The sequence below is a fragment of the Achromobacter sp. GD03932 genome (assembly GCF_029839485.1).
In the GTDB taxonomy this organism is placed as follows: Bacteria; Pseudomonadota; Gammaproteobacteria; order Burkholderiales; family Burkholderiaceae_B; genus Achromobacter; species Achromobacter bronchisepticus_A.
This window is the reverse complement of record NZ_JAOCAT010000001.1, coordinates 342,707-362,072: the sequence shown is the minus strand read 5'-3', so window position 1 is coordinate 362,072 and position 19,366 is coordinate 342,707. Positions and strand designations below refer to the sequence as shown.

Below are 19,366 nucleotides of genomic sequence, written 5' to 3'. Positions count from 1 at the left end.
GCCCAGGCCGCGATGCACCTCGTAGCCCCAGGCCGCCAGCCTTTCGGCCACCAGCTCGGCCGTGGCGACCTCTTGATACGCCAGTTCGGGATTGGCGTGGATGCGATGGCGCAGCGCCACCATCTCTTCCTGGATGGCCTGGATCTCGGGCAGCACGGGGGGTGTATTCATGGCATGGCTTCCTGCAAAGGGGCAGGCCTATTCCTGCTGGATGTTGGCGCTCTTCACGATGTGCGCGTACAGGGCTTTTTCCTTCTTCAGGAAAGCGGCAAAATCCTGCGGCGTGCCCTGTCCGGGCATGGCGCCGCCTTCGGCCAGGCGCTTTTGCACCTCGTCCATGCGCAGCACCGCGTTCAGTTCCTGGTTCAGCCGCTCGACCACGGCGGGGTCGGTGCCTGCCGGCACGAACACGCCGGTCCAGGTGTTGAGTTCAAAGCCCTTGAGCGCCGGCGTCTCGCCAAACGCCTGCACCTGCGGCAGCGTGTCAACGCGCGCGGCGGACGTCACGCCCAGCGCGTGCAGTTTCTTCTGCTGCACCAGCGGCGTGGCGCTGGTGGTCACCAGGAGGCCCAGGTCCACCTGGCCGCCCATGACGTCGTTGGTGATCTGCGCGCCGCCGCGATAGGGCACGTGCACCAGCTTGACGCGGGCCTGGTCCTGCATCACCTCCATGGCCAGATGCAGCACGGTGCCCACGCCGGACGAGGCGTAGGTCAGCGTGTCGGGTTTCTCGCGCGCCAGCGCGATCAGCTCGTCCATGTTCTGCGCCGGCAGGCCCGGACGCGCCAACAGCACCACTGGCGCGGTAGTCACCAGCGCCACCGGCGTCAGGTCGGATTCGGCGTCGTACTTCACGGCCGAGTTGATCAGCCGGGCCACGCTGATCGGACCGTCAAAGCCCATCACCAGCGTGTAGCCGTCCGGCTTGGCGTGCACGGCCTTGGCCACGCCCAGCACGCCGCCCGCGCCCGCCACGTTGTCGACGATGACGGACTGCTTGAGGCGGTCCGACAGCTTCTGCGCCACCAGGCGCGCCGTGGTGTCGACGTTGCCGCCCGGGCTGAACGGCACGATCAGGGTCAGGGGCCGGGCTTCCGGCCAGGTGTCGGCGCCGGCAGCGGGGGCAAGGCACAGCGCGGCCGCCAGCGCGGACACGGACAGGAACAGGCGTTTGAACATGGAAGGAGCGGGATCGGAGCGAGGGGCGCGCGCGGAACCGGCAGCGCGGAGGAGGGCGACGGCGCCATCCTAACCAGATCCTGGTGATAACTGAAATGCTATATTTTTATAGATTCATCAGGCAAATCTATGACCAAGCGTCCTGCTCCCGATGGCCACGCCGCACCCGCCCGCCAGCCCACGCTGCGCCAGCTGCGCGGTTTCAAGGAAGTGGCCCGCCACGCCAGTTTCAGCCGCGCCGCCGAGGCCCTGGCGCTGAGCCAGCCGGCCCTGTCCGCCGCCATCCGCGAACTGGAGACGCTGATGGGCGTGGCCCTGTTCGAACGCAGCACCCACCACGTGCGCCTGACGCCCGCCGGACAAGCCGCGCGTGCGCAGATCGAATGGCTGCTCAACAGCTACACGCAGGGCGCCGAAGACCTGCAGCGCCTGCTGGATACCCAGGCCACCACGGTGCGCATCGGCTGCATCCCGTCCACCATGCACTTGCTGGCGCCGGTGGTGGCGCAATGGCGCCTGCGCCATCCGGAAATCGTGCTGATCCTCAGCGACCACCTCAACGACGAGCTCATGGCCGCGCTGGGCAATGGCGAACTGGACATCGGCCTGGGCCTGGACTTCGGCCTCACGCCCGGCGTGGCCGCGGCCTTCGTGGCCGAGGACGACCTGGTCGCGGTGCTGGCCGACACCCACCGGCTGGCGCGGCGCCAGGCGGTGACCTGGCAGGACCTGAAGGCCGAGCCGCTGGCCGTGCTGTCGCGCGGCAGTACCTACGAAATGATCGTGGCCACGCTACGCCAGCTGGGCTCGGACCTGGCCGCGACCGACACCCTGAATTACACCGACACGCTCTACAGCCTGGTGCGCGCGGGCTTGCGCGTGGGCCTGATCTCGCGCCTGTACACACAAGGGCAGCGGCAGGACGGCCTGGCCATCGTGCCACTGCAGCGTCCGCAACTCACACGGCGCATCTGCCTGATGGCGCGCGCCCCCGAACAGCAGGCCCGCGCCGCGGTCCGGCTCTGCCACGCCGAACTGGCTCAACTGCTGCGCGAACGCGCAGCCATCCGCACGCCCTAGAGAGCCGGGCGCGGGCGCTCAGCCGCCCGTCCGCGCACGCCAGGCCAGGGCGCGTTCGGCCCAGGCCTGATGAATCGCGTTCATGTTGCGCGCCAGCGTGGCGGCATCGCCGAAACTCACCCGCGACCCCTGCAAGCGCAGCTGCGCGCGCACCTCCTCCGATTCGAGCGCCCGCGCCACCTGCTGCTGCAGTTGCTCGACGCGGGCGGGCGCCACGCCGCGCGGCGCGAACAAGCCGGCCACGCCGCCGTGCTCCAATCCTCCGAAGCCTTGCTCGGCAAAGGTGGGAACATCGGCCAGGTCGGCATGGCGGCCTGGCCCCGAAATGGCGAGCAGGCGCAGCCGCCCGGCGCTTACCGGCTCCCGCAGTTCAGCCAGGGATGTCAGGCCCAGCGCCAGATAGCCGGCCTGCAAGTCGGTCACCAAGGGCGCGCCGCCGCGATAGCACACTGCCGTGGCCGCCACGCCGAAACGCTCGGCCAGCAGCTCCACGGCCAGCTCCGGCACACTGCCGGGCGCCGGCACGCCCACCGGCAGCGGACCTTCGTATCCGCGCAGATCCTGCAGCTTCAGCCAAGGCGAATCCGCCCTGACCGCCAGCGCAATGGCGCTCTGGTCGGTCGTCTGCGCTACCGCCGCGAAATCATCCGGCGACGCAAAGCCGGCCTGCGCATCGATGTGCGGCACGATGGCCAAAGTGTGTTCGTTGGTGAACAGCAGGGTGTGCCCATCGGGACGCGCGGCCAGCAATTCCTGCGCCGCCAGCAAGCCTCCCGCGCCGGGGCGATTCTCGACCAGCACCACTTCGCCCAGGCCGGCTTCCAACTGCCGCGCCAACAGGCGGGCGATCACATCCACCCCGCCCCCCGGCGGAAAGCCGACCAGGATGCGAGTCAGGGGCACGGCGCCAAGACGCCCTGCCGCCGCAGCGCCCAGAACGCCCAGCGCGAGCGCCGGCAAGAACCGGCGACGGTGCTGGGATACGCCAGATTGCATAGTCGACCACTCCTTGAAAACGCGGCCCGCCGCCGCGCAAGGCGGCAGGATAAGGAGAAACGCCCCGCAAGGAAAGCCAGCTCGCGACCCGGTCCGCGGGCCGGATCCCTTAACACGTTCTAGAATCAGTGATCGCAGCTTCCGGCCCTCTCCCTCTATCCGGACGCGTTGCCCCCGTGGTCCCGCACATGCTCTCGTTCTCCCGCCATACTGTCTATCCGGCCGGCGTCGGCCTGCCGGCAGCCGAACGCCCAGGCGCGCTCCTGGCCGTCATGCTGGCGCTATGCATGGCCAGCCTGGACACCGCCATCGCCAACACGGCGCTGCCCACCATCGCGCGCGACCTGCAAGCCAGCGACGCGGGCTCGATCTGGATCGTCAGCGGCTATCAGCTGGCCATGGTGGCGGGCCTGCTGCCGGCCGCGGCGCTGGGCGAAATCCTGGGCCACCGGCGGGTCTACATCGTGGGGCTGGCCATCTTCATCCTGTCCTCGCTGGCCAGCGGCCTGGCGCCGTCCTTGCCCACGCTGGTGATCGCGCGCGTGCTGCAAGGCCTGGGCGCGGCCGGCGTCATGAGCGTCAACGGCGCGCTGCTGCGCTTCATCTACCCTTCGCACCTGTTGGGTCGCGGCCTGGGCCTGAACGCCATGGTAGTAGGCATTTCCTTCGCGGCGGGGCCGACCGTGGCCTCGGCCATCCTGCTGCTGGGATCCTGGCACTGGCTGTTCCTGATCAACGTGCCCATCGGCCTGCTGGCGTTCGCGCTGGGCCTGCGCAAGCTGCCCGGGACCGCGCGCGCGCCGCATCGCTTCGACGGCCTGGCCGCGGCGCTGTGCGCCCTGACGCTGGGCCTGTTCGTGCTGGGGTCGAACGAATTGGCGCACGCGGCTCCCTTGCCGCGCGTGGCGCTGGAATGGGGTATCGCCGCAGCCAGCCTGTGGCTGCTGATGCGCCGGCAGGCCGGCCACCCCGCGCCCATCCTGGCGGTGGACCTGTTGCGCCGGCCCTTGTTCGCCCTGTCCGCCGCCACTGCCGTGTGCGCGTTCGCGGCGCAGGCGCTGGCCTTCGTGTCGCTGCCGTTCCTGCTGCAGGCCACGCTCGGCTACAGCCAGGTGCAGACCGGCTTTCTCATCACGCCCTGGCCGGTGGTGGTGGCGGTCATGGCGCCGATAGCGGGGCGACTGTCGGACCGCTATGCGGCCGGCGCCCTGGGCGGCGTGGGGTTGGCGCTGCTGGCGCTGGGCCTGGCCTCATTGGCGCTGATGCCGGCCTCGCCCTCGGTCTGGGACCTCTGCTGGCGCATGGCGCTGTGCGGCGCCGGATTCGGTTTCTTCCAGTCGCCCAACCTGCGCGCCATCATGATGTCGGCGCCGGCCTCGCGCGCCGGCGGCGCCAGCGGCATGATAGGCACGGTGCGGCTTTTGGGCCAGGCCTCCGGCGCAGCCCTGGTGGCCGCCTGCTTCAACATTTCCAGCACGCACGGCGCCATCGCCGCGCTGTGGCTGGGTTGCGTGTGCGCCGCGCTGGCCTGCGTCGCCAGTTTTTCGCGGCTGCGCTTTGACGCGAGCGAACCGGCGCAGGCCAGCTCGACGCGCTAGGAACGCGCTATTCCCGGACGTAGCACGGGTATAGCGACTGCTGCGCGCGCGCACGGGCCGGATCCACCTCGATCACCACGATGGATTCGGTATCGCTGGTTTGCGCCAGCGGTTCGCCATCCGGCTGGAACGCGAACGCCGTGCCCCCGAATACCTGCCCCGCCGCCGTGCGTCCCGCGCGGTTCGAGCTGACCACATAGCAGCCCGACACCAGCGCCGCCATAGCGCCCGCCGTCAGCCAGCGGCGCGTCGACGCGCTGCTGGCTCGCGGCGCCACGATCAGCTCGGCGCCCGCGCGTCCGTAGGCGCGCGAGCGCTCGTTGAACATCAATTCGGTGCATAGCTGCACGCCCAGGCGTATGCCGCCCACCTCGAACACCTCGAACCCATCCATGGCGGCATGGAACCAGGTCGCTTCGAAATAGCCCGGTTCCTCCGGGAAGTATTGCTTATGGTGCAACCGGGTATAGCGGCCGTCCTGCAGGGCGAACGCCTCGTTGGCCAACCGTTCGCCCGCATGCACCGGCCGCGACGATACGATGGCCGGCACTCCCAGCGCCGCCAGCGCATCCAGGCCCGCCTCATGCATGCGCACCGACGCCGCCGCGCGGGCCGCGTCGTATTGCGGGTCGGCGGCCAGCCACGGCCCGAACGGCATTTCACTGGTCACCAGAAGATCCGGGGCCAGCTCAGCGATGCGTTCGGCGATACCTTCCCAGGTCGCGCCCTTGGGCTCCAGATCAGCCGGCCCTTCCATCATGCATATCCGCATACCCACATCCAAGTTGAGCGCGCGCCCCCGGACGGGGCACGTCATCCATGGATGGTAGACCGCCTGTGGCGATTGCGGACGCGGGCCGGTTCAAGCCGTCCGTTGCGGGCGCGATCCTGTCCGGATCTGCCCGTTTCAGGCGAGTGTTGCGGCGTCGACCAGCGCGCCATGCCGGACCACCCGCTTGGGCAGGTCGCCGCCTATCCAGTAGGCCAGCTCGGCGGGATGCTGCACCTCCCAGGCAACGAAGTCCGCATACTTGCCTGCTTCCAGCGTGCCATGCGTGGCCTGCAGTCCCAGCGCTTTCGCCGCATGCGTCGTCGCCCCGGCCAGCGCTTCTTCGGGCGTCAGGCGGAACAGCGTGCAGGCCATGCTCAGCATCAACCGCAGCGACAGCGCGGGCGAGGTGCCGGGGTTCAGGTCGCTGGAGATGGCGATGGGCACGCCATGGCGGCGCAACAGGTCGATGGGAGGCAGCCTGGTCTCGCGCAGGGCGTAGAACGCCCCGGGCAGCAGCACCGCCACCGTGCCGGCCTGCGCCATCGCCAGCACATCGCTTTCGGTCAGGTATTCCAGATGATCCGCCGACCAGGCGCCATAACGCGCGGCCAGCGCCGCCCCGTGCAACGAAGACAATTGCTCTGCGTGCAGTTTCACCGGCAGTCCCAGTTCACGCGCAGCCTGGAACACCCGTTCGACCTGTGCCGGCGTGAATGCCAAATGCTCACAGAATGCATCCACCGCGTCGATCAAGCCCTCGACGGCCAGCAGCGGCAGCATGCGGCGCGCGACTTCGTCGATGTAATCGTCCGCGCGGCCCGCGTAGTCCGGCGGCAGCGCGTGCGCGGCCAGACAGGTCGCGCTGATGGTCAGCGGCAAGGTCTGGCCCAGGCGCCGCGCCACCCTGAGCATCTTGCGCTCGTTGGGCAGGTCCAGCCCATAGCCGGACTTCACTTCCAGCGTGGTCACGCCGTCGCGCATCAGATGCAGGGCGCGCTTGCGTGCGCTGGCGTAAAGTTCATCCTCGCTGGCCGCGCGGGTGGCGCGCACGGTGCTGGCGATGCCGCCGCCTTGCGCGGCGATGGTGGCGTAGTCCACGCCTTGCAGGCGCTGTTCGAACTCCAGGCTGCGATTGCCGCCGAACACCAGGTGGGTGTGGCAATCGATCAACCCGGGCGTGACCCAGGCGCCGCCCAGGTCGTGCTCGCGCGCGTCGCCCCCAGGCGGCAGTTTCTCCTCAGGACCGATCCACTCGATGCGGTTCTCGCCTGTCACGATGGCGGCCCGTTCGATCACGGAGTACTTACCCTGCGCCATCGTGGCGGCGTGGCAATTGCGCCAGACCTGTCTCATGCGTAGGCTCCTCTTGCGCGCCGGCGTTAAAGACTGGGCAACAGGCCGGCCGGCACCAACTCCGTCAGACCCTGGCCCGCAATGAGCTGACTCGCCGCTTCAATGTCGGGCGCGAAGAAGCGGTCCCGCTCATAGTGCGCCACTTTCTGGCGCAACAGGCCGCGAGCACGCTCCAGCTTGGGCGCAGTCTTCAAGCCCTGGCGGAAATCCAGGCCCTGGCAGGCGCCCAGCCACTCGATCGCAAGGATATCGCGCACGTTCTCGGCCATGGGCCAGAGCCGCTTGCCCGCATTCGGCGCCATGGACACGTGGTCCTCCTGGTTGGCCGAAGTCGGCAGGCTGTCCACGCTGGCCGGGTGCGCCAGCGCCTTGTTGTCGCTGGCCAGCGCCGCCGCGGTCACCTGGGCAATCATGAATCCGGAGTTCACGCCGCCGTTGCTCACCAGGAACGGCGGCAGCTGCGACATATGCTTGTCCATCATCAGCGAGATGCGGCGCTCGGACAGCGCGCCGATCTCGGCCAGCGCCAGCGCCAGGTTGTCCGCCGCCATGGCCACCGGCTCGGCATGGAAGTTGCCGCCCGAAACCACATCGCCCTGCTCGGCAAACACCAGCGGATTGTCGGAGACCGCGTTGGACTCGATCTCCAGCACCTGGGCCGCATGGCGTATCTGCGTCAGGCAGGCGCCCATGACCTGCGGCTGGCAGCGCAGCGAATAGGGGTCTTGCACCTTGTCGCAGTTCGCGTGCGAATGCCCGACCTCGCTGTCCTCGGTCAGCAGATCGCGGTACACGGCCGCCACGTCGATCTGGCCAGGCTGGCCGCGCGCGGCGTGGATGCGGGGATCGAACGGCGCGCGCGATGCCAGCATGGCTTCCACGCTGAGGCTGCCGCAGACCAGCCCGGCCGCCAGCAGGTCCTCGGCCTCGAACAGCCCGCGCAGCGCATAGGCCGTCGAAACCTGCGTACCGTTCAAGAGCGCCAGGCCTTCCTTGGCCGCCAGCGTCAAGGGTTCCAGCCCCGCCTGGGCCAGCGCTTCGCGCGCGGGCAGCCAGGCGCCGCGATGGCGCGCCTTGCTCTCGCCCAGCAGCAACAGAGACATGTGCGCCAGCGGCGCAAGGTCGCCGGACGCGCCCACCGATCCCTTCAGCGGAATATGCGGATAGACCTCGGCGTTCACCAGCGCGATCAGCGCATCGATCACCTTGCGGCGGATGCCCGAATAGCCCCGCGCCAGGCTGTTGATCTTCAGCACCATGATCAGCCGCACCATCGCGTCGTCCAGCGCCTCGCCCACCCCGGCCGCATGCGACAGCACCAGCGAACTCTGCAGCGCTTCCAGATCCTCGCGCGCGATCCGCGTCGTGGCCAGCAATCCGAATCCGGTGTTGATGCCGTAGGCCGTGCGGCCTTCGGCAATGATGCGCTCGACGCAGGCCACGCTGGCCTCGATCGGCCCGGCCGCCGCCGGGTCCAGCGTCACGCGAGCCGGCTGCTGGTAGACGTGCCGCAGGTCGGCCAAGGTCATGTGGCCGGGTGTCAGATGCAATTCCATTGTTGTTCTCCTAGGCGAGTGCCGGCGTCAAAGCGTATGGGTCGCGCGGACGGCGCCGCGATGTTGCGGCACGGCGCCCCGGCGCGCGAACAGGTAATACAGGATGCTGGGTACGACCAGGCCGATGATCCACGAGATATCCACCCCGCCCAGGCGTTCGACCATCGGACCCGTGTAGAGCTTGGTCGAAATGAAGGGCATCTGCACCAGCACCCCGAACAGATAGATCAGGATTCCAGTCCAATTCCAGCGGCCATAGCGCCCGTTCGGATCCGACAGCGCCTCCACGTCGTATTGCTCGCGGCTCACGAAGTAGTAGTCGACCAGGTTGACCGCGCTCCACGGCACGAAGAACGCCAGCAGGAACAGGATGAAGGACTTGAATGCGTTCAGGAAGGAATGCTGGCCGATCAGCGCCACCGCCGTGGCCGCCGCGACGATCGCCAGCACCAGCAGCGCGCGCTGCCGGCGGGAAATCTCCACATGTCCGCGAAAGCCGCTGGCGATGGTCGCGATGCACATGAAGCTGCCGTAGGAGTTCAGCGTCGAAATCGTGACCTTGCCGAACGCGATGGTGAAGTACAGCAGCGCGGCCGTGGCTCCCGTGCCGCCCAGCCCCACGATGTAGGCAACTTCGCGCCCGGCGAACTGGCCAGCCGCCATGGCCGCGGCCAGCACGCCCAGCACCATGGCGATCTGCGCGCCCAGCACCGAACCCAGTCCTACCGCCAGAAAGGTCTTGAACGACGAGGTCCGGCTCGGCAGATAGCGCGAATAGTCCGCGACGTATGGGCCGTAGGCGATCTGCCACGATGCCGCCAGCGAAACCGCCAGCAGGAATGAACTCCAGGTGAAATGGCGGATCTGCAGCAACTGGCCCACGTCGCCCAGCGCGATGACGCGGCTGAACAGGTAGAAGAAGGCAATGATGCCCAGCACCGTCGCAATCCGTCCGATGATGTGGATCATGCGGTAGCCGAACAGCGTCACCCCGACGATCACCGCGGCGAAGATCAGGATGCCGGCCGTATCGCTCACGCCGAACAGCTGGCCCAGGGCCTGCCCCGACAGCACCGTGCCCGTGGCCGTGAATCCCAGGTACATCAGGCACACCAGCACGATGGGTATCGCCGCGCCATAGACGCCGAACTGCACCCGGCTGGATATCATCTGCGGCAATCCCAGCTTGGGCCCCTGGGCCGCATGCAGCGCCATGACCGCGCCGCCGAAGACCTGTCCGACGAACAGCCCGATCAGCGACCAGAAGACGTCTCCGCCCAGCACCACCGCCAGCGCTCCGGTGATGATGGCGGTGATCTGGAGATTGGCGCCCATCCACAGCGTGAACTGGCTGTAGAGCTTGCCGTGACGCTCCGTTTCGGGGATGAAATCGATCGAGCGCCGCTCGATGAGCGGTCCTCTTGCTGCCTGGCTGTCCTGAGTCATTATGTCGTCCCGGTCATGGCGATTGGACGGGCGCGGTCACGGCCCGCGGGTATGGGCAGCGCGGTATCAGCGCTTGCCCGCAAGCATGGGCAGATTGAGGTTCTGCTCCTGCGCGCATTCAATGGCGGCCGCGTAGCCCGCGTCGGCATGGCGCATGACGCCCGTGCCCGGGTCGTTCGTCAGCACGCGGGCGATGCGCTCGGCGGCCTCGTCCGTGCCGTCGCACACGATGACCATGCCGGCATGCTGCGAGAAGCCCATGCCCACGCCGCCGCCATGGTGCAGCGACACCCAGGTCGCGCCGCTGGCGGTATTCAGCAGCGCGTTCAGCAGCGGCCAGTCCGACACCGCGTCCGAGCCGTCGCGCATGGCTTCGGTTTCACGATTGGGACTGGCGACCGAGCCGGAATCCAGGTGATCGCGGCCGATGACAATGGGCGCCGACAGCTCGCCCGTGCGGACCATTTCATTGAACGCCAGACCCAGTCGGGCGCGCTGGCCCAGGCCCACCCAGCAGATGCGCGCCGGCAGCCCCTGGAAGCTGATGCGTTCGCGCGCCATGTCCAGCCAACGGTGCAGGTGCGCGTCGTCGGGGATCAGTTCCTTGACCTTGGCATCGGTCCTGTAGATGTCCTGCGGATCGCCCGACAGCGCCGCCCAGCGGAACGGGCCCACGCCGCGGCAGAACAACGGCCGGATGTAGGCGGGCACGAAGCCCGGAAAATCGAACGCGTCCGCCACGCCTTCTTCCTTGGCCATCTGGCGGATGTTGTTGCCGTAGTCAAAGGTCGGAACGCCCTGGCGCTGGAAGGCCAGCATGGCCTGCACGTGCACCGCCATGGACTGCTTGGCGGCCTTGATGACCGCGGCCGGCTCGCGCTTGGCGCGCGCGCGGTAGTCCTGCCAGGTCCAGCCCGCCGGCAGATAGCCGTTCAGCGGATCGTGCGCGCTGGTCTGGTCCGTCACCATGTCCGGCCGCACGCCGCGGCGCACCAGCTCGGGCAGGATCTCGGCGGCATTGCCGCACAGGGCGATGGAGACGGCGCGCCCTTCCTGCGTGTACTTGGCGATGCGCGCCAGCGCGTCGTCCAGGTCGCGCGCCTGTTCATCGACGTAACGGGTGCGCAGGCGGAAGTCGATGCTGGTCTGTTGGCATTCGATGTTCAGCGAGCAGGCGCCGGCCAGCGTGGCCGCCAGCGGCTGCGCGCCGCCCATGCCGCCCAGGCCCGCGGTCAGCACCCAGCGCCCCTTGAGGTTGCCGCCGTAGTGCTGGCGGCCCGCCTCGACGAAAGTTTCGTACGTGCCCTGCACGATGCCCTGGCTGCCGATGTAGATCCAGCTGCCTGCCGTCATCTGGCCGTACATGGCCAGGCCCTTGGCGTCCAGTTCGTTGAAGTGCTCCCAGGTGGCCCAGTGCGGCACCAGGTTGGAGTTGGCGATCAGCACGCGCGGCGCGTTGGCGTGGGTCTTGAAGACGCCCACCGGCTTGCCGGACTGCACCAGCAAGGTTTCGTCCTCGTTCAGGTTCTTGAGCGACTCGACGATCTTGTCATAGCAGTCCCAGTCGCGGGCGGCGCGGCCGATGCCGCCGTAGACCACCAGTTCCTTGGGATTCTCGGCCACATCGGGGTCCAGGTTGTTCATCAGCATGCGCAAGGGGGCTTCGGTCAGCCAGCTCTTGGCATTCAGTTGCCTGCCGCGCGGGGCGCGGATAACGACGTCGCGGTATCGGTTCGAGTGTTCCAAGAGGCTCTCCTTGATCAGTTCGGCTGCACGCCGTCGCAGGCGCTGCGCTAGTCTGAATCATAGGATGCCTATGCTTGTATATACAAGCTGATGGGAGTCGATTTTTCCTCGGGGATTACCCGAACGAAAAACCGGGACGATGACGTCCCGGTTTTCATGGAAACAGTGGAATGCCGCCGCCCGCTGGCGGCCGCGCCTCCAGTCAGACCTTGCGCGGCAGCAGTTCGATCACGCAGGCATCCAACGGCGCTTCGGCTTCCAGGCGGTACTCGGCCAGGCCGCCCGACGATGCGGCATGCAGGCAGTCGTAACGCGACGGCAGCGCATGTGGCGCGCCATTGATGCGCACAACGAGCGCACCGCCCGCCGTCAGCACCAGCACCTCGGACGCGGCGCTATGGAATGCCCACGGACCCGCGCCCGCCACCCATTGCAGCCGGGCATGCCAGCGCGCCGGCGCATAGATCAGGTTGAAATCGCGTATCGGTCCGTTCAACAGGCGGCACTGCACCTGCGCATCGCCCGCAAAGGCATAGGCCTGCCGCGGCGCCAGCGGCGCCTGCGCGCGGCCGTCCACGGTGAGTTCTATGCCCTGGCCTTCGAGCACGGTGATGATGCGTTGATAGCCCGTGAAGGCGGAAAACCCGCCGTCCTGCGCCACGTCGGCGATCGACAGCCGCCAGTCGAACGCGGCGGTGCTGCCGCCCGGATTGCAGGCGACTTCCTGCGTGGTGCCGCCGCCATTGCGCCAGGGCATGCGTGGATAGTCGGCGGCGCGGTACAGATGAACTTCGGGTTGCTTCATGTGGTGAACTTGCCTTCCAGGCGATGCCGGGAACCAGGGTGAATCAAACGGGCCAGGGTGACGGCGCGGTCGCCCGACCAAGTGCGGCGGCTGATCAGCAGACAGGGCTCGTCGCGCTCAATCTGCAGCAGCTGGCATTCGCGCGGCTTGGCGAGGATGGCTTCGACCACGTGCTCGCCTTCGCTCAGCGGCGCCACGCGCGTCAGGTATTCATAGGGCGTGCTCTGCGTGAAATCCTGCTTCAGATAGTCAGGCGCCAGACGCACGTTGACGTAGCGATCCTCCAGCTGGATCGGCAGGTCGTCCTCGTAGTGCACGATGACCGAGTGATACACCGGCTGCCCGGCGCGGATATCCAGCGCCAGCGCCTGTTCGGCGCCCGCGGGCTCTTCGGCCAGGCGCACCACGCGGCTGTGGTGGCGATGGTTGCGCGCCGCGATCTCGTCGGCGATGTTGTTGACGGCGAACAGCGCCGAGCGCGCCTTGGGCTGGGCCACGAAGGTGCCTACGCCCTGCATGCGTACCAGCAGCCCCTCGGCCGTCAACTCGCGCAAGGCGCGATTGATGGTCATGCGGCTGAACCCGAGCTCATCGACCAGTTCGCTTTCCGACGGCACCCGGTAATGTTCCGGCCACGCGCCGCTGCGGATCTGCTGCGCGATCATCTGCTTGACCTGCGCATAAAGCGGCGCAGGCGGCGCATTGGCCTGAACGGGCAATTTGGGGGGGTTGGAAGCCATGGGAGATCCTGTAATGCGGCGCAAGGCGACGGACGGCGATCAGCGCCTAGTATAGACAGGTACAGACGGCTATCGGATCCGCGTACCGCGCCCGCACCGGGCTTGTCGCCCGCGCCGCGCCTAGGCATGGTCCCCGGCGCGGGAGTACCGTAGTGGACGTGGGCAGCCAGATTTCCTATACTCCCCCCCTGTATTTATCGGAGCCTGCCGTGCCGCACTCCCCGGAAGAGAAAAAACGCGTCGTCACCCGTTTGCGCCGCATCCAGGGCCAGGCGCTGGCGCTGGAACGAGCCGTGAACGAAGGCACGGAATGCGGCGCGTTGCTGCAGCAATTGGCCGCCTTGCGCGGCGCCGCCACCGGCCTGATGGCCGAGGTGCTGGAAAGCCATCTGCGCGAAACCTTCCTCCAATCCGCCCAGGGCGGCCGCCAGGACGCCACGATCGAACCCGAAGCGGAGATCGATCTCTTGATGCGCCTGGTCCGTTCCTATTTGAAATAACGCCATCTGACATACGTGGAGCCCTAGCTATGAAATCACGCGCAGCAGTCGCATTCGGACCCGGCAAGCCGCTGGAAATCGTTGAAATCGACGTCGCGCCGCCGCAGCGCGGCGAGGTGCTGGTGAAGATCACCCACACCGGCGTCTGCCACACCGACGCCTTCACCCTCAGCGGCGACGACCCTGAAGGCCTGTTCCCCGCGGTGCTGGGCCACGAAGGCGCGGGCGTGGTGGTCGAAGTCGGCGAAGGCGTGACCTCGCTGAAACCCGGCGACCACGTCATCCCGCTCTACACGGCCGAATGCCGCGAGTGCAAGTTCTGCCTGTCCGGCAAGACCAACCTGTGCCAGAAGGTGCGCGCCACCCAGGGCAAGGGCGTCATGCCCGACGGCACCTCGCGCTTCAGCTACGAAGGCAAGCCGCTCTACCACTACATGGGCTGCTCCACTTTCAGCGAGTACACGGTGGTCAACGAGATCTCGCTGGCCAAGATCAACCCGGCCGCTCCGCATGAAAAGGTCTGCCTGCTGGGCTGCGGCGTCACCACCGGCCTGGGCGCCGTGCACAACACCGCCAAGGTCAAGGAAGGCGACACCGTCGCCGTGTTCGGCCTGGGCGGCATCGGCCTGGCCGTGATCCAGGGTGCGGTGCAGGCCAAGGCCGGCCGCATCATCGCCGTGGACACCAACCCCAACAAGTTCGTGCTCGCCAGCGCCATGGGCGCGACCGACTGCGTCAACCCCAAGGACCACGACAAGCCGATCCAGGACGTCATCGTCGAAATGACCGACGGCGGCGTGGACTTCTCGTTCGAGTGCATCGGCAACGTGCACGTGATGCGCGCCGCGCTGGAATGCTGCCACAAGGGCTGGGGCGAGAGCATCATCATCGGCGTCGCCGGCGCCGGCCAGGAAATCAGCACGCGTCCGTTCCAGCTGGTCACCGGCCGCGTCTGGCGCGGTTCGGCCTTCGGCGGCGTCAAGGGCCGCACGCAGTTGCCGGGCATGGTGGAAGACGCCATGAGCGGCAAGATCGACCTGGATCCGTTCGTGACCCACACCCTGCCGCTGGAACGCATCAACGAAGCCTTTGACCTGATGCATGAAGGCAAGTCGATCCGCACGGTGATCCACTACTAAGCCCGCATCTTGCGGCAACGACGGGCCCGGCGCGGCATGCGCCGGGCCCGTTGCTTTTCCATGACAGGCGTGCGACATGTCGCGCGCAACATGACAACACTGTCATTCATTTCCGCGTCATCTTGACCCGCGACCATTCGCCCTCCGATGACAGAGGGGTACACGCGAATGAACACGTGGAAGAGGAACGCGGGCGCGGCCATGCTGAGCGCCCTGGCGCTTCTGGCGGGCTGCGGCGGCGGCGATGGCGATGACGACAAGGTCGTCGAACAGCCCGAACAGCCCGCGCCCGGGCGGCCGATGGAACTGACGATCCTGCACATCAACGATCACCATTCCAACCTGGACAGCAAGAAGAAGGACCTCAAGCTCAAGAACGCTTCCGGCGCGCGCGTCGCCGTGAACGCCGATACGGGCGGCTTTCCGCGAGTGACCGGCGCGATCAACGCGCTGGCTGCGCAATCCGCCAACGTGCTCAAGCTGCACGCGGGCGACGCCACCACCGGCACGCTGTACTTCAACCGCGCGGGCGAACCGGGCGAGGCCGACGCCGCCATGATGAACACCGTCTGCTTCGACGCCATGACCCTGGGCAACCACGAGTTCGACAAGGGTGACAGCGGCCTGAAGCGCTTCATCGATCTGCTGCACGCGGGCGCCTGCCAGACGCCCGTGCTGAGCGCCAACGTCACATTCGCCGCCGGCTCGGCGCTGAACCCCTCGCGCGCCCCCGGCATGGTCAAGCCCGCTGTGGTCCTCAAGCGCGACGGCCAAGATATCGGCCTGGTCGGCCTGACCATCGCCGCCAAGACCCAGCAGTCCTCCAGCCCGGACGCCGGCACCGTGTTCTCGGACGAGACCATCGCCGCGCAGCAGCAGATCGACGCGCTGCGCGCGCAGGGCGTGAACAAGATCGTGGTGATGAGCCACATCGGCTACGGCTATGACAAGCAGGTGATCGCGCAGCTAAGCGGCGTGGACGTGGTGGTGGGCGGCGACTCGCACACGCTGCTGGGTCCCGCCTCCATGGCGGACTATGGCGTGGGGTCGCCAGCGGGCGCCTATCCCACCGTGCTGCAGGACAAGGACGGCAAGCGCGTCTGCCTGGTGCAGGCCTGGGAGTACTCGCAGGTGGTCGGCGAGCTGAAGGTCAGCTTCGACGCCAATGGCGACGTCACCGCCTGCGCCGGCACGCCGCACGTGCTGATGGACGGCCCGCTGAAGGTCGCCGGCGCCGCGCCTTCGGCGGCTGACGAAGCCGCGATCCAGGCGGACGTGCAGGCCAGCGGCTTCTTGCGCATGCAAACGCCCGACGCGCAGGCCGCGTCTGTGCTGCAGCCGTTCAAGGCCCGCGTCGACCAGTTCAGCCGCAGCCTGGTCGCTTCGGTGCCGCAGGAACTATGCTCCCGGCGCGTGCCGGGCGGTCCCGGTACGCGCGACTACAGCCGCTCCAGCGCCGCCTGCAATACGCTGGGCAGCGTCAGCCTGCGCGGCGGCGACATCCAGCAGCTGGTGGCCCAGGCCTACCTGGACGTGGCCAACGCCAGCTACGGCGGCGCCGACATCTCGCTGCAAAGCGGCGGCGGCGTGCGCGTGCCGCTACTGGGCAACGTCACGGCAGCCAATGTGATCGAGGTGGTGCCTTTCGGCAATATGCTCTGGCGCCTGGACGTGACCGGGGCCGAGGTCAAGAGCATGCTGGAAGACGGCATGCAGGCGGTCTACGGCGCGGGCGGCTCCACCGGCCCCTATCCGTACGCCGGCGGCCTGCGCTGGGACGTGAATGCGGCCCAGGCCCAGGGCAGCCGCGTGTCCAACATCGAAGTCCGGGATCAGGCCAGCGGCAACTGGCTGCCGCTGGACCCAAGCCGCAGCTACAAGCTGTTCGTGCTGAGCTTCAACGCCACCGGCGGCGACGGCTACAAGACCCTGGCCAACGTGCCGGCCTCGCGCCGGCAGGACATCGGCGTGCTGGACGCCGACGTGTTGCAGGCCTACATCGACAAGCAGGCCAAGGACCCCGTCAGCGGCCTACCGGTGCTGAACCTGCTGCCCGTGAGCCTGTACAGCACCAAGACGTACAGCGAATAACGGCGGACGCCGGGCGCGGCCCTCAGGCCGGCTGCGCCTGGCTCTCGCGATAGACGCGTTCGGTCTTGCCGACGAATGTGCTCAGCGAAAATTCCCGCAACGCCGTGCTGCGGGCCTCGGCGCCCATCACGCCCAAGGCCTCGCGGTTTTCCAGGATCTTCGACAGCGCTTCGACGATGCTGTCCACCGAGGCCGGCGGCACCACCCAGCCGTCGCGGCCATCGGTGACGTTTTCGGGCAGTCCGCCCACCGCGCTGACGATCACCGGCTTGCCGGCGGCCATCATCTCGCGGCAGGCGAAGGAAATCGTCTCCAGCTTCGAGGACAGCACAAAGCCCACGTCCAGCGCCGACAGGAAGGGGCCGACATCGTCCAGCAGGCCGGTGAACACCACCTGGTCCGACATGCCCAGCTCGCTGACGCGGCGCATCTGCTCGGCGTCCGGCAGTTTTCCGGCGATCAGCACCACCACCTGGCGCCGCTTGCTTTCAGGCAGCATGGACACGGCGGTCACCATGTCCAGCCAGTTCTTGTAGACCGCGGTGCCGGCATTGCTGCCAATGACCAGGCGGCCTTGCATGCCCTCGGGCAGGAGACTGTCGCGCGCCTGCACCACTTCGCGCCGCGAAGCCGGGCTGCACTTTTCCGTATCCACGCCGTTGTGCACCACGCGCAGGTCTTCGTTGCGGAAGACCGACTGCTTCATGCGGCGAAACGTATGGGTGCACACGCAGATGACGCGGTTGGTGCCCCACTTGGCGCGCACCCGCGCGCCCAGGCTGTTGGCGCTGCGGTCGGTATGCTGGGTGTACACCATGAAGGGACGCCGCGCGCCCATGCCCATGGTCGCCAGCATGCACAGGCGATGGTCGGCGGAGCCGTTGGCGTGGACCACGTCGAACTTTTCGTCGCGCAGCAAAGCCCGCAGGCGGCGCAGCGCGCGCAGCTGCTGCAGCGGCCGGCCCTTGAACTCCAGGTCCAGCGTGCGCACGCCGGGCAGCGCAGCGGCCTCGGCCAGCAGGCGGCTGCTGGCGGGCGCCGCCACCGTCACCTCGGACTTTTCGCACAGAATGCGCGCCAGCGACATTACGTAGGTAGTGTGGCCGCCGCCATCGCCTTGGTGGAAATTTGTGTACAGAATCTTCATGGGGTCATACTCGATAACGGCTGCGCGGGCAGCAGGCAGCTCCAATCGCGCTTCTCGAACACGTCGTTCCCCAGCCGGCTGGCGAGCGACAGGTTGTAGACCTTGATGCCGCGTGCGCCAAGCAGCCGGCTGGCTTGCCGGAATGCGGGTTCGATGTGTCCGGAGAATTGCCGGTCCAGCGCGGTGGACAGCTGCGTTGCCGCGCTTTCATAGAAACGGGGTCCCGCCGCGGCCGTCAGGTCCAGGCCGTGCAGGTAGATGGTTTTCGCGCCCAGCCACGCCAGCAGCTGCAAGCCCGTATAGGCGACGGTGCCGCCGCCGAACAGGCCGCGCGGCGGGTCCAGGCTGAAGCCGTGCGCATGTACCGGATTGCGCGCATCGAACAGCACCAGTCCGGGGTCGCCGGCCAGGCGCGCTTCCAGCTCCTCGGGGCGCGCGCGCGGCTGCAGCGCGCGCTGATGCACCTCTTCGAACAGCGCAATGCGGCAGCGCACGTCCTTGCGGTCGAACAGGAAGCCTATCCAGCGGTAGACCTCGGGCGTGACGAACAACGTCAGGTCCTGCGCCAGCACTTCCGCCACCAGATCGCGTCTGCGGTTGACGAAACCCGCATCGAGCATCGCGTAATAGGCAAAGCGCAGGGTAGGGTGCTGACGCCGCAGCGCGATCGAGCCGTTGACGCCCATCGCCACATCCAGGCGGCAACGCGCGTAGTCGATCCGAGCCACCGAAGGGCCGCTCAGTATCAGATGGGCGTCGGCGCCGATGTCGCGCGGCAGTTGTTCCAGCGGGGTGATGGCGGGGCCTTGCACGCCACGCAGTTCGCAACCTGTCAGCCGCTCTTGCGCATCGCGCCGCAACGTCACGAAGGGCCACAAGGTTTCGTTGTGCCGGTACGCGGCGGGCCGGGTGTGGCGGTAGAAGTAACGCAGGCTCTTGGTCAGCGGACGCGAACACAGCAAGCGTGGAATGAGCCCGGGACTAGGCATGAGCAATGTTGCGCGGAAGCCGCGAAATAACCTGGTGAGCGGCGAATTCTACGCAGGCGGGCCTGTCGAAAAAGCGAGTGAACCCTTGAAGATGTAACGCTTTTGTGGAAACTCCAAAACGTCCCTAAATTTGTTGCGGACGCTTTCCACAGAGCACGGCATCGCGATGTCCGAAAATTTTCGATTACGTTTTGCCGCAAAGATTAGCCTGCTCGGCAACGCCATGCGC

General features: G+C 67.6%; 16 protein-coding genes and 1 pseudogene. 5 read left to right on the top strand and 12 right to left on the bottom strand.

The window, feature by feature from the left end; all coding sequences use genetic code 11:
- Window positions 1-171 (bottom strand): annotated as a pseudogene (locus N5C88_RS01680) (amidohydrolase); the annotation flags it as partial.
- 27 nt (window positions 172-198) lie between these two features.
- Complete coding sequence (locus N5C88_RS01675) at window positions 199-1,179, bottom strand: tripartite tricarboxylate transporter substrate binding protein (protein ID WP_280014527.1); 981 nt, start codon at window positions 1,177-1,179, stop codon at window positions 199-201.
- 129 nt (window positions 1,180-1,308) lie between these two features.
- On the opposite strand from N5C88_RS01675, the gene N5C88_RS01670 reads away from it, so the two are divergent.
- Complete coding sequence (locus tag N5C88_RS01670; protein ID WP_280014526.1) at window positions 1,309-2,259, top strand: LysR family transcriptional regulator; 951 nt, start codon at window positions 1,309-1,311, stop codon at window positions 2,257-2,259.
- Between the two features lie 18 nt (window positions 2,260-2,277).
- On the opposite strand, the gene N5C88_RS01665 is transcribed toward N5C88_RS01670, so the two are convergent.
- Complete coding sequence (locus tag N5C88_RS01665) at window positions 2,278-3,255, bottom strand: tripartite tricarboxylate transporter substrate-binding protein (RefSeq protein WP_280014525.1); 978 nt, start codon at window positions 3,253-3,255, stop codon at window positions 2,278-2,280.
- Window positions 3,256-3,443: 188 nt separating this feature from the next.
- Here N5C88_RS01665 and N5C88_RS01660 point away from each other — a divergent pair, with 188 nt between their 5' ends.
- Complete coding sequence (locus tag N5C88_RS01660) at window positions 3,444-4,853, top strand: MFS transporter (protein ID WP_118932322.1); 1,410 nt, start codon at window positions 3,444-3,446, stop codon at window positions 4,851-4,853.
- A gap of 7 nt (window positions 4,854-4,860) precedes the next feature.
- On the opposite strand, the gene N5C88_RS01655 is transcribed toward N5C88_RS01660, so the two are convergent.
- From N5C88_RS01655 to hutC, 7 genes are all read right to left on the bottom strand, one after another.
- Entirely contained in the window at window positions 4,861-5,613 is a 753-nt protein-coding gene (locus N5C88_RS01655; protein ID WP_251878597.1) for a carbon-nitrogen hydrolase family protein, read from the bottom strand.
- Between the two features lie 147 nt (window positions 5,614-5,760).
- On the bottom strand, window positions 5,761-6,978 hold the full coding sequence (gene hutI / locus N5C88_RS01650) for an imidazolonepropionase (RefSeq protein WP_118932321.1): 1,218 nt from the start codon (window positions 6,976-6,978) through the stop codon (window positions 5,761-5,763).
- Between the two features lie 26 nt (window positions 6,979-7,004).
- A complete protein-coding gene (gene hutH, locus N5C88_RS01645) occupies window positions 7,005-8,534 on the bottom strand; it encodes a histidine ammonia-lyase (RefSeq protein ID WP_280014524.1) in 1,530 nt (509 codons plus the stop codon).
- A gap of 27 nt (window positions 8,535-8,561) precedes the next feature.
- Window positions 8,562-9,980, bottom strand: coding sequence for a cytosine permease (locus tag N5C88_RS01640; protein ID WP_280014523.1), 1,419 nt, complete (start codon window positions 9,978-9,980; stop codon window positions 8,562-8,564).
- Between the two features lie 66 nt (window positions 9,981-10,046).
- A complete protein-coding gene (gene hutU / locus N5C88_RS01635; RefSeq protein WP_118932319.1) occupies window positions 10,047-11,726 on the bottom strand; it encodes a urocanate hydratase in 1,680 nt (559 codons plus the stop codon).
- 202 nt (window positions 11,727-11,928) lie between these two features.
- Entirely contained in the window at window positions 11,929-12,531 is a 603-nt protein-coding gene (locus tag N5C88_RS01630) for a HutD family protein (protein WP_280014522.1), read from the bottom strand.
- The gene (gene hutC / locus N5C88_RS01625; RefSeq protein ID WP_059377027.1) at window positions 12,528-13,271 is read right to left on the bottom strand and encodes a histidine utilization repressor; all 744 of its coding nucleotides are present in this window, start codon (window positions 13,269-13,271) and stop codon (window positions 12,528-12,530) included. Before hutC ends, N5C88_RS01630 begins: the two co-directional genes overlap by 4 nt.
- A 209-nt stretch (window positions 13,272-13,480) precedes the next feature.
- Here hutC and N5C88_RS01620 point away from each other — a divergent pair, with 209 nt between their 5' ends.
- The 3 genes from N5C88_RS01620 to N5C88_RS01610 all read left to right on the top strand — a co-directional run bounded on the left by N5C88_RS01620 (window position 13,481) and on the right by N5C88_RS01610 (window position 17,001).
- The gene (locus N5C88_RS01620) at window positions 13,481-13,771 is read left to right on the top strand and encodes a metal-sensing transcriptional repressor (RefSeq protein WP_041652083.1); all 291 of its coding nucleotides are present in this window, start codon (window positions 13,481-13,483) and stop codon (window positions 13,769-13,771) included.
- A 29-nt stretch (window positions 13,772-13,800) separates the two neighbouring features.
- Complete coding sequence (locus N5C88_RS01615) at window positions 13,801-14,910, top strand: S-(hydroxymethyl)glutathione dehydrogenase/class III alcohol dehydrogenase (protein WP_059377025.1); 1,110 nt, start codon at window positions 13,801-13,803, stop codon at window positions 14,908-14,910.
- 168 nt (window positions 14,911-15,078) lie between these two features.
- Window positions 15,079-17,001 (top strand): 5'-nucleotidase C-terminal domain-containing protein, encoded by a 1,923-nt coding sequence (locus N5C88_RS01610; RefSeq protein ID WP_059377022.1) that lies wholly within the window; start codon window positions 15,079-15,081, stop codon window positions 16,999-17,001.
- A gap of 22 nt (window positions 17,002-17,023) precedes the next feature.
- Here the strand turns inward: N5C88_RS01610 and N5C88_RS01605 are convergent, their stop codons facing one another.
- Together N5C88_RS01605 and N5C88_RS01600 are read right to left on the bottom strand one after the other, a co-directional pair.
- Window positions 17,024-18,148, bottom strand: coding sequence for a glycosyltransferase family 4 protein (locus N5C88_RS01605; protein ID WP_280014521.1), 1,125 nt, complete (start codon window positions 18,146-18,148; stop codon window positions 17,024-17,026).
- The gene (locus N5C88_RS01600) at window positions 18,145-19,137 is read right to left on the bottom strand and encodes a hypothetical protein (protein WP_059377017.1); all 993 of its coding nucleotides are present in this window, start codon (window positions 19,135-19,137) and stop codon (window positions 18,145-18,147) included. Before N5C88_RS01600 ends, N5C88_RS01605 begins: the two co-directional genes overlap by 4 nt.
- Window positions 19,138-19,366: the final 229 nt, after the last annotated feature.

Excerpts from the sequence above, each read along its gene's own strand:
- N5C88_RS01675 (WP_280014527.1), bottom strand. The coding sequence starts at position 1,179 with ATGTTCAAACGCCTGTTCCTGTCCGTGTCCGCGCTGGCGGCCGCGCTG.
- N5C88_RS01670 (WP_280014526.1), top strand. The coding sequence starts at position 1,309 with ATGACCAAGCGTCCTGCTCCCGATGGCCACGCCGCACCCGCCCGCCAG.
- N5C88_RS01665 (WP_280014525.1), bottom strand. The coding sequence starts at position 3,255 with ATGCAATCTGGCGTATCCCAGCACCGTCGCCGGTTCTTGCCGGCGCTC.
- N5C88_RS01660 (WP_118932322.1), top strand. The coding sequence starts at position 3,444 with ATGCTCTCGTTCTCCCGCCATACTGTCTATCCGGCCGGCGTCGGCCTG.
- N5C88_RS01655 (WP_251878597.1), bottom strand. The coding sequence starts at position 5,613 with ATGATGGAAGGGCCGGCTGATCTGGAGCCCAAGGGCGCGACCTGGGAA.
- hutI (WP_118932321.1), bottom strand. The coding sequence starts at position 6,978 with ATGAGACAGGTCTGGCGCAATTGCCACGCCGCCACGATGGCGCAGGGT.
- hutH (WP_280014524.1), bottom strand. The coding sequence starts at position 8,534 with ATGGAATTGCATCTGACACCCGGCCACATGACCTTGGCCGACCTGCGG.
- N5C88_RS01640 (WP_280014523.1), bottom strand. The coding sequence starts at position 9,980 with ATGACTCAGGACAGCCAGGCAGCAAGAGGACCGCTCATCGAGCGGCGC.
- N5C88_RS01630 (WP_280014522.1), bottom strand. The coding sequence starts at position 12,531 with ATGAAGCAACCCGAAGTTCATCTGTACCGCGCCGCCGACTATCCACGC.
- hutC (WP_059377027.1), bottom strand. The coding sequence starts at position 13,271 with ATGGCTTCCAACCCCCCCAAATTGCCCGTTCAGGCCAATGCGCCGCCT.
- N5C88_RS01615 (WP_059377025.1), top strand. The coding sequence starts at position 13,801 with ATGAAATCACGCGCAGCAGTCGCATTCGGACCCGGCAAGCCGCTGGAA.
- N5C88_RS01610 (WP_059377022.1), top strand. The coding sequence starts at position 15,079 with ATGAACACGTGGAAGAGGAACGCGGGCGCGGCCATGCTGAGCGCCCTG.
- N5C88_RS01605 (WP_280014521.1), bottom strand. The coding sequence starts at position 18,148 with ATGAAGATTCTGTACACAAATTTCCACCAAGGCGATGGCGGCGGCCAC.
- N5C88_RS01600 (WP_059377017.1), bottom strand. The coding sequence starts at position 19,137 with ATGCCTAGTCCCGGGCTCATTCCACGCTTGCTGTGTTCGCGTCCGCTG.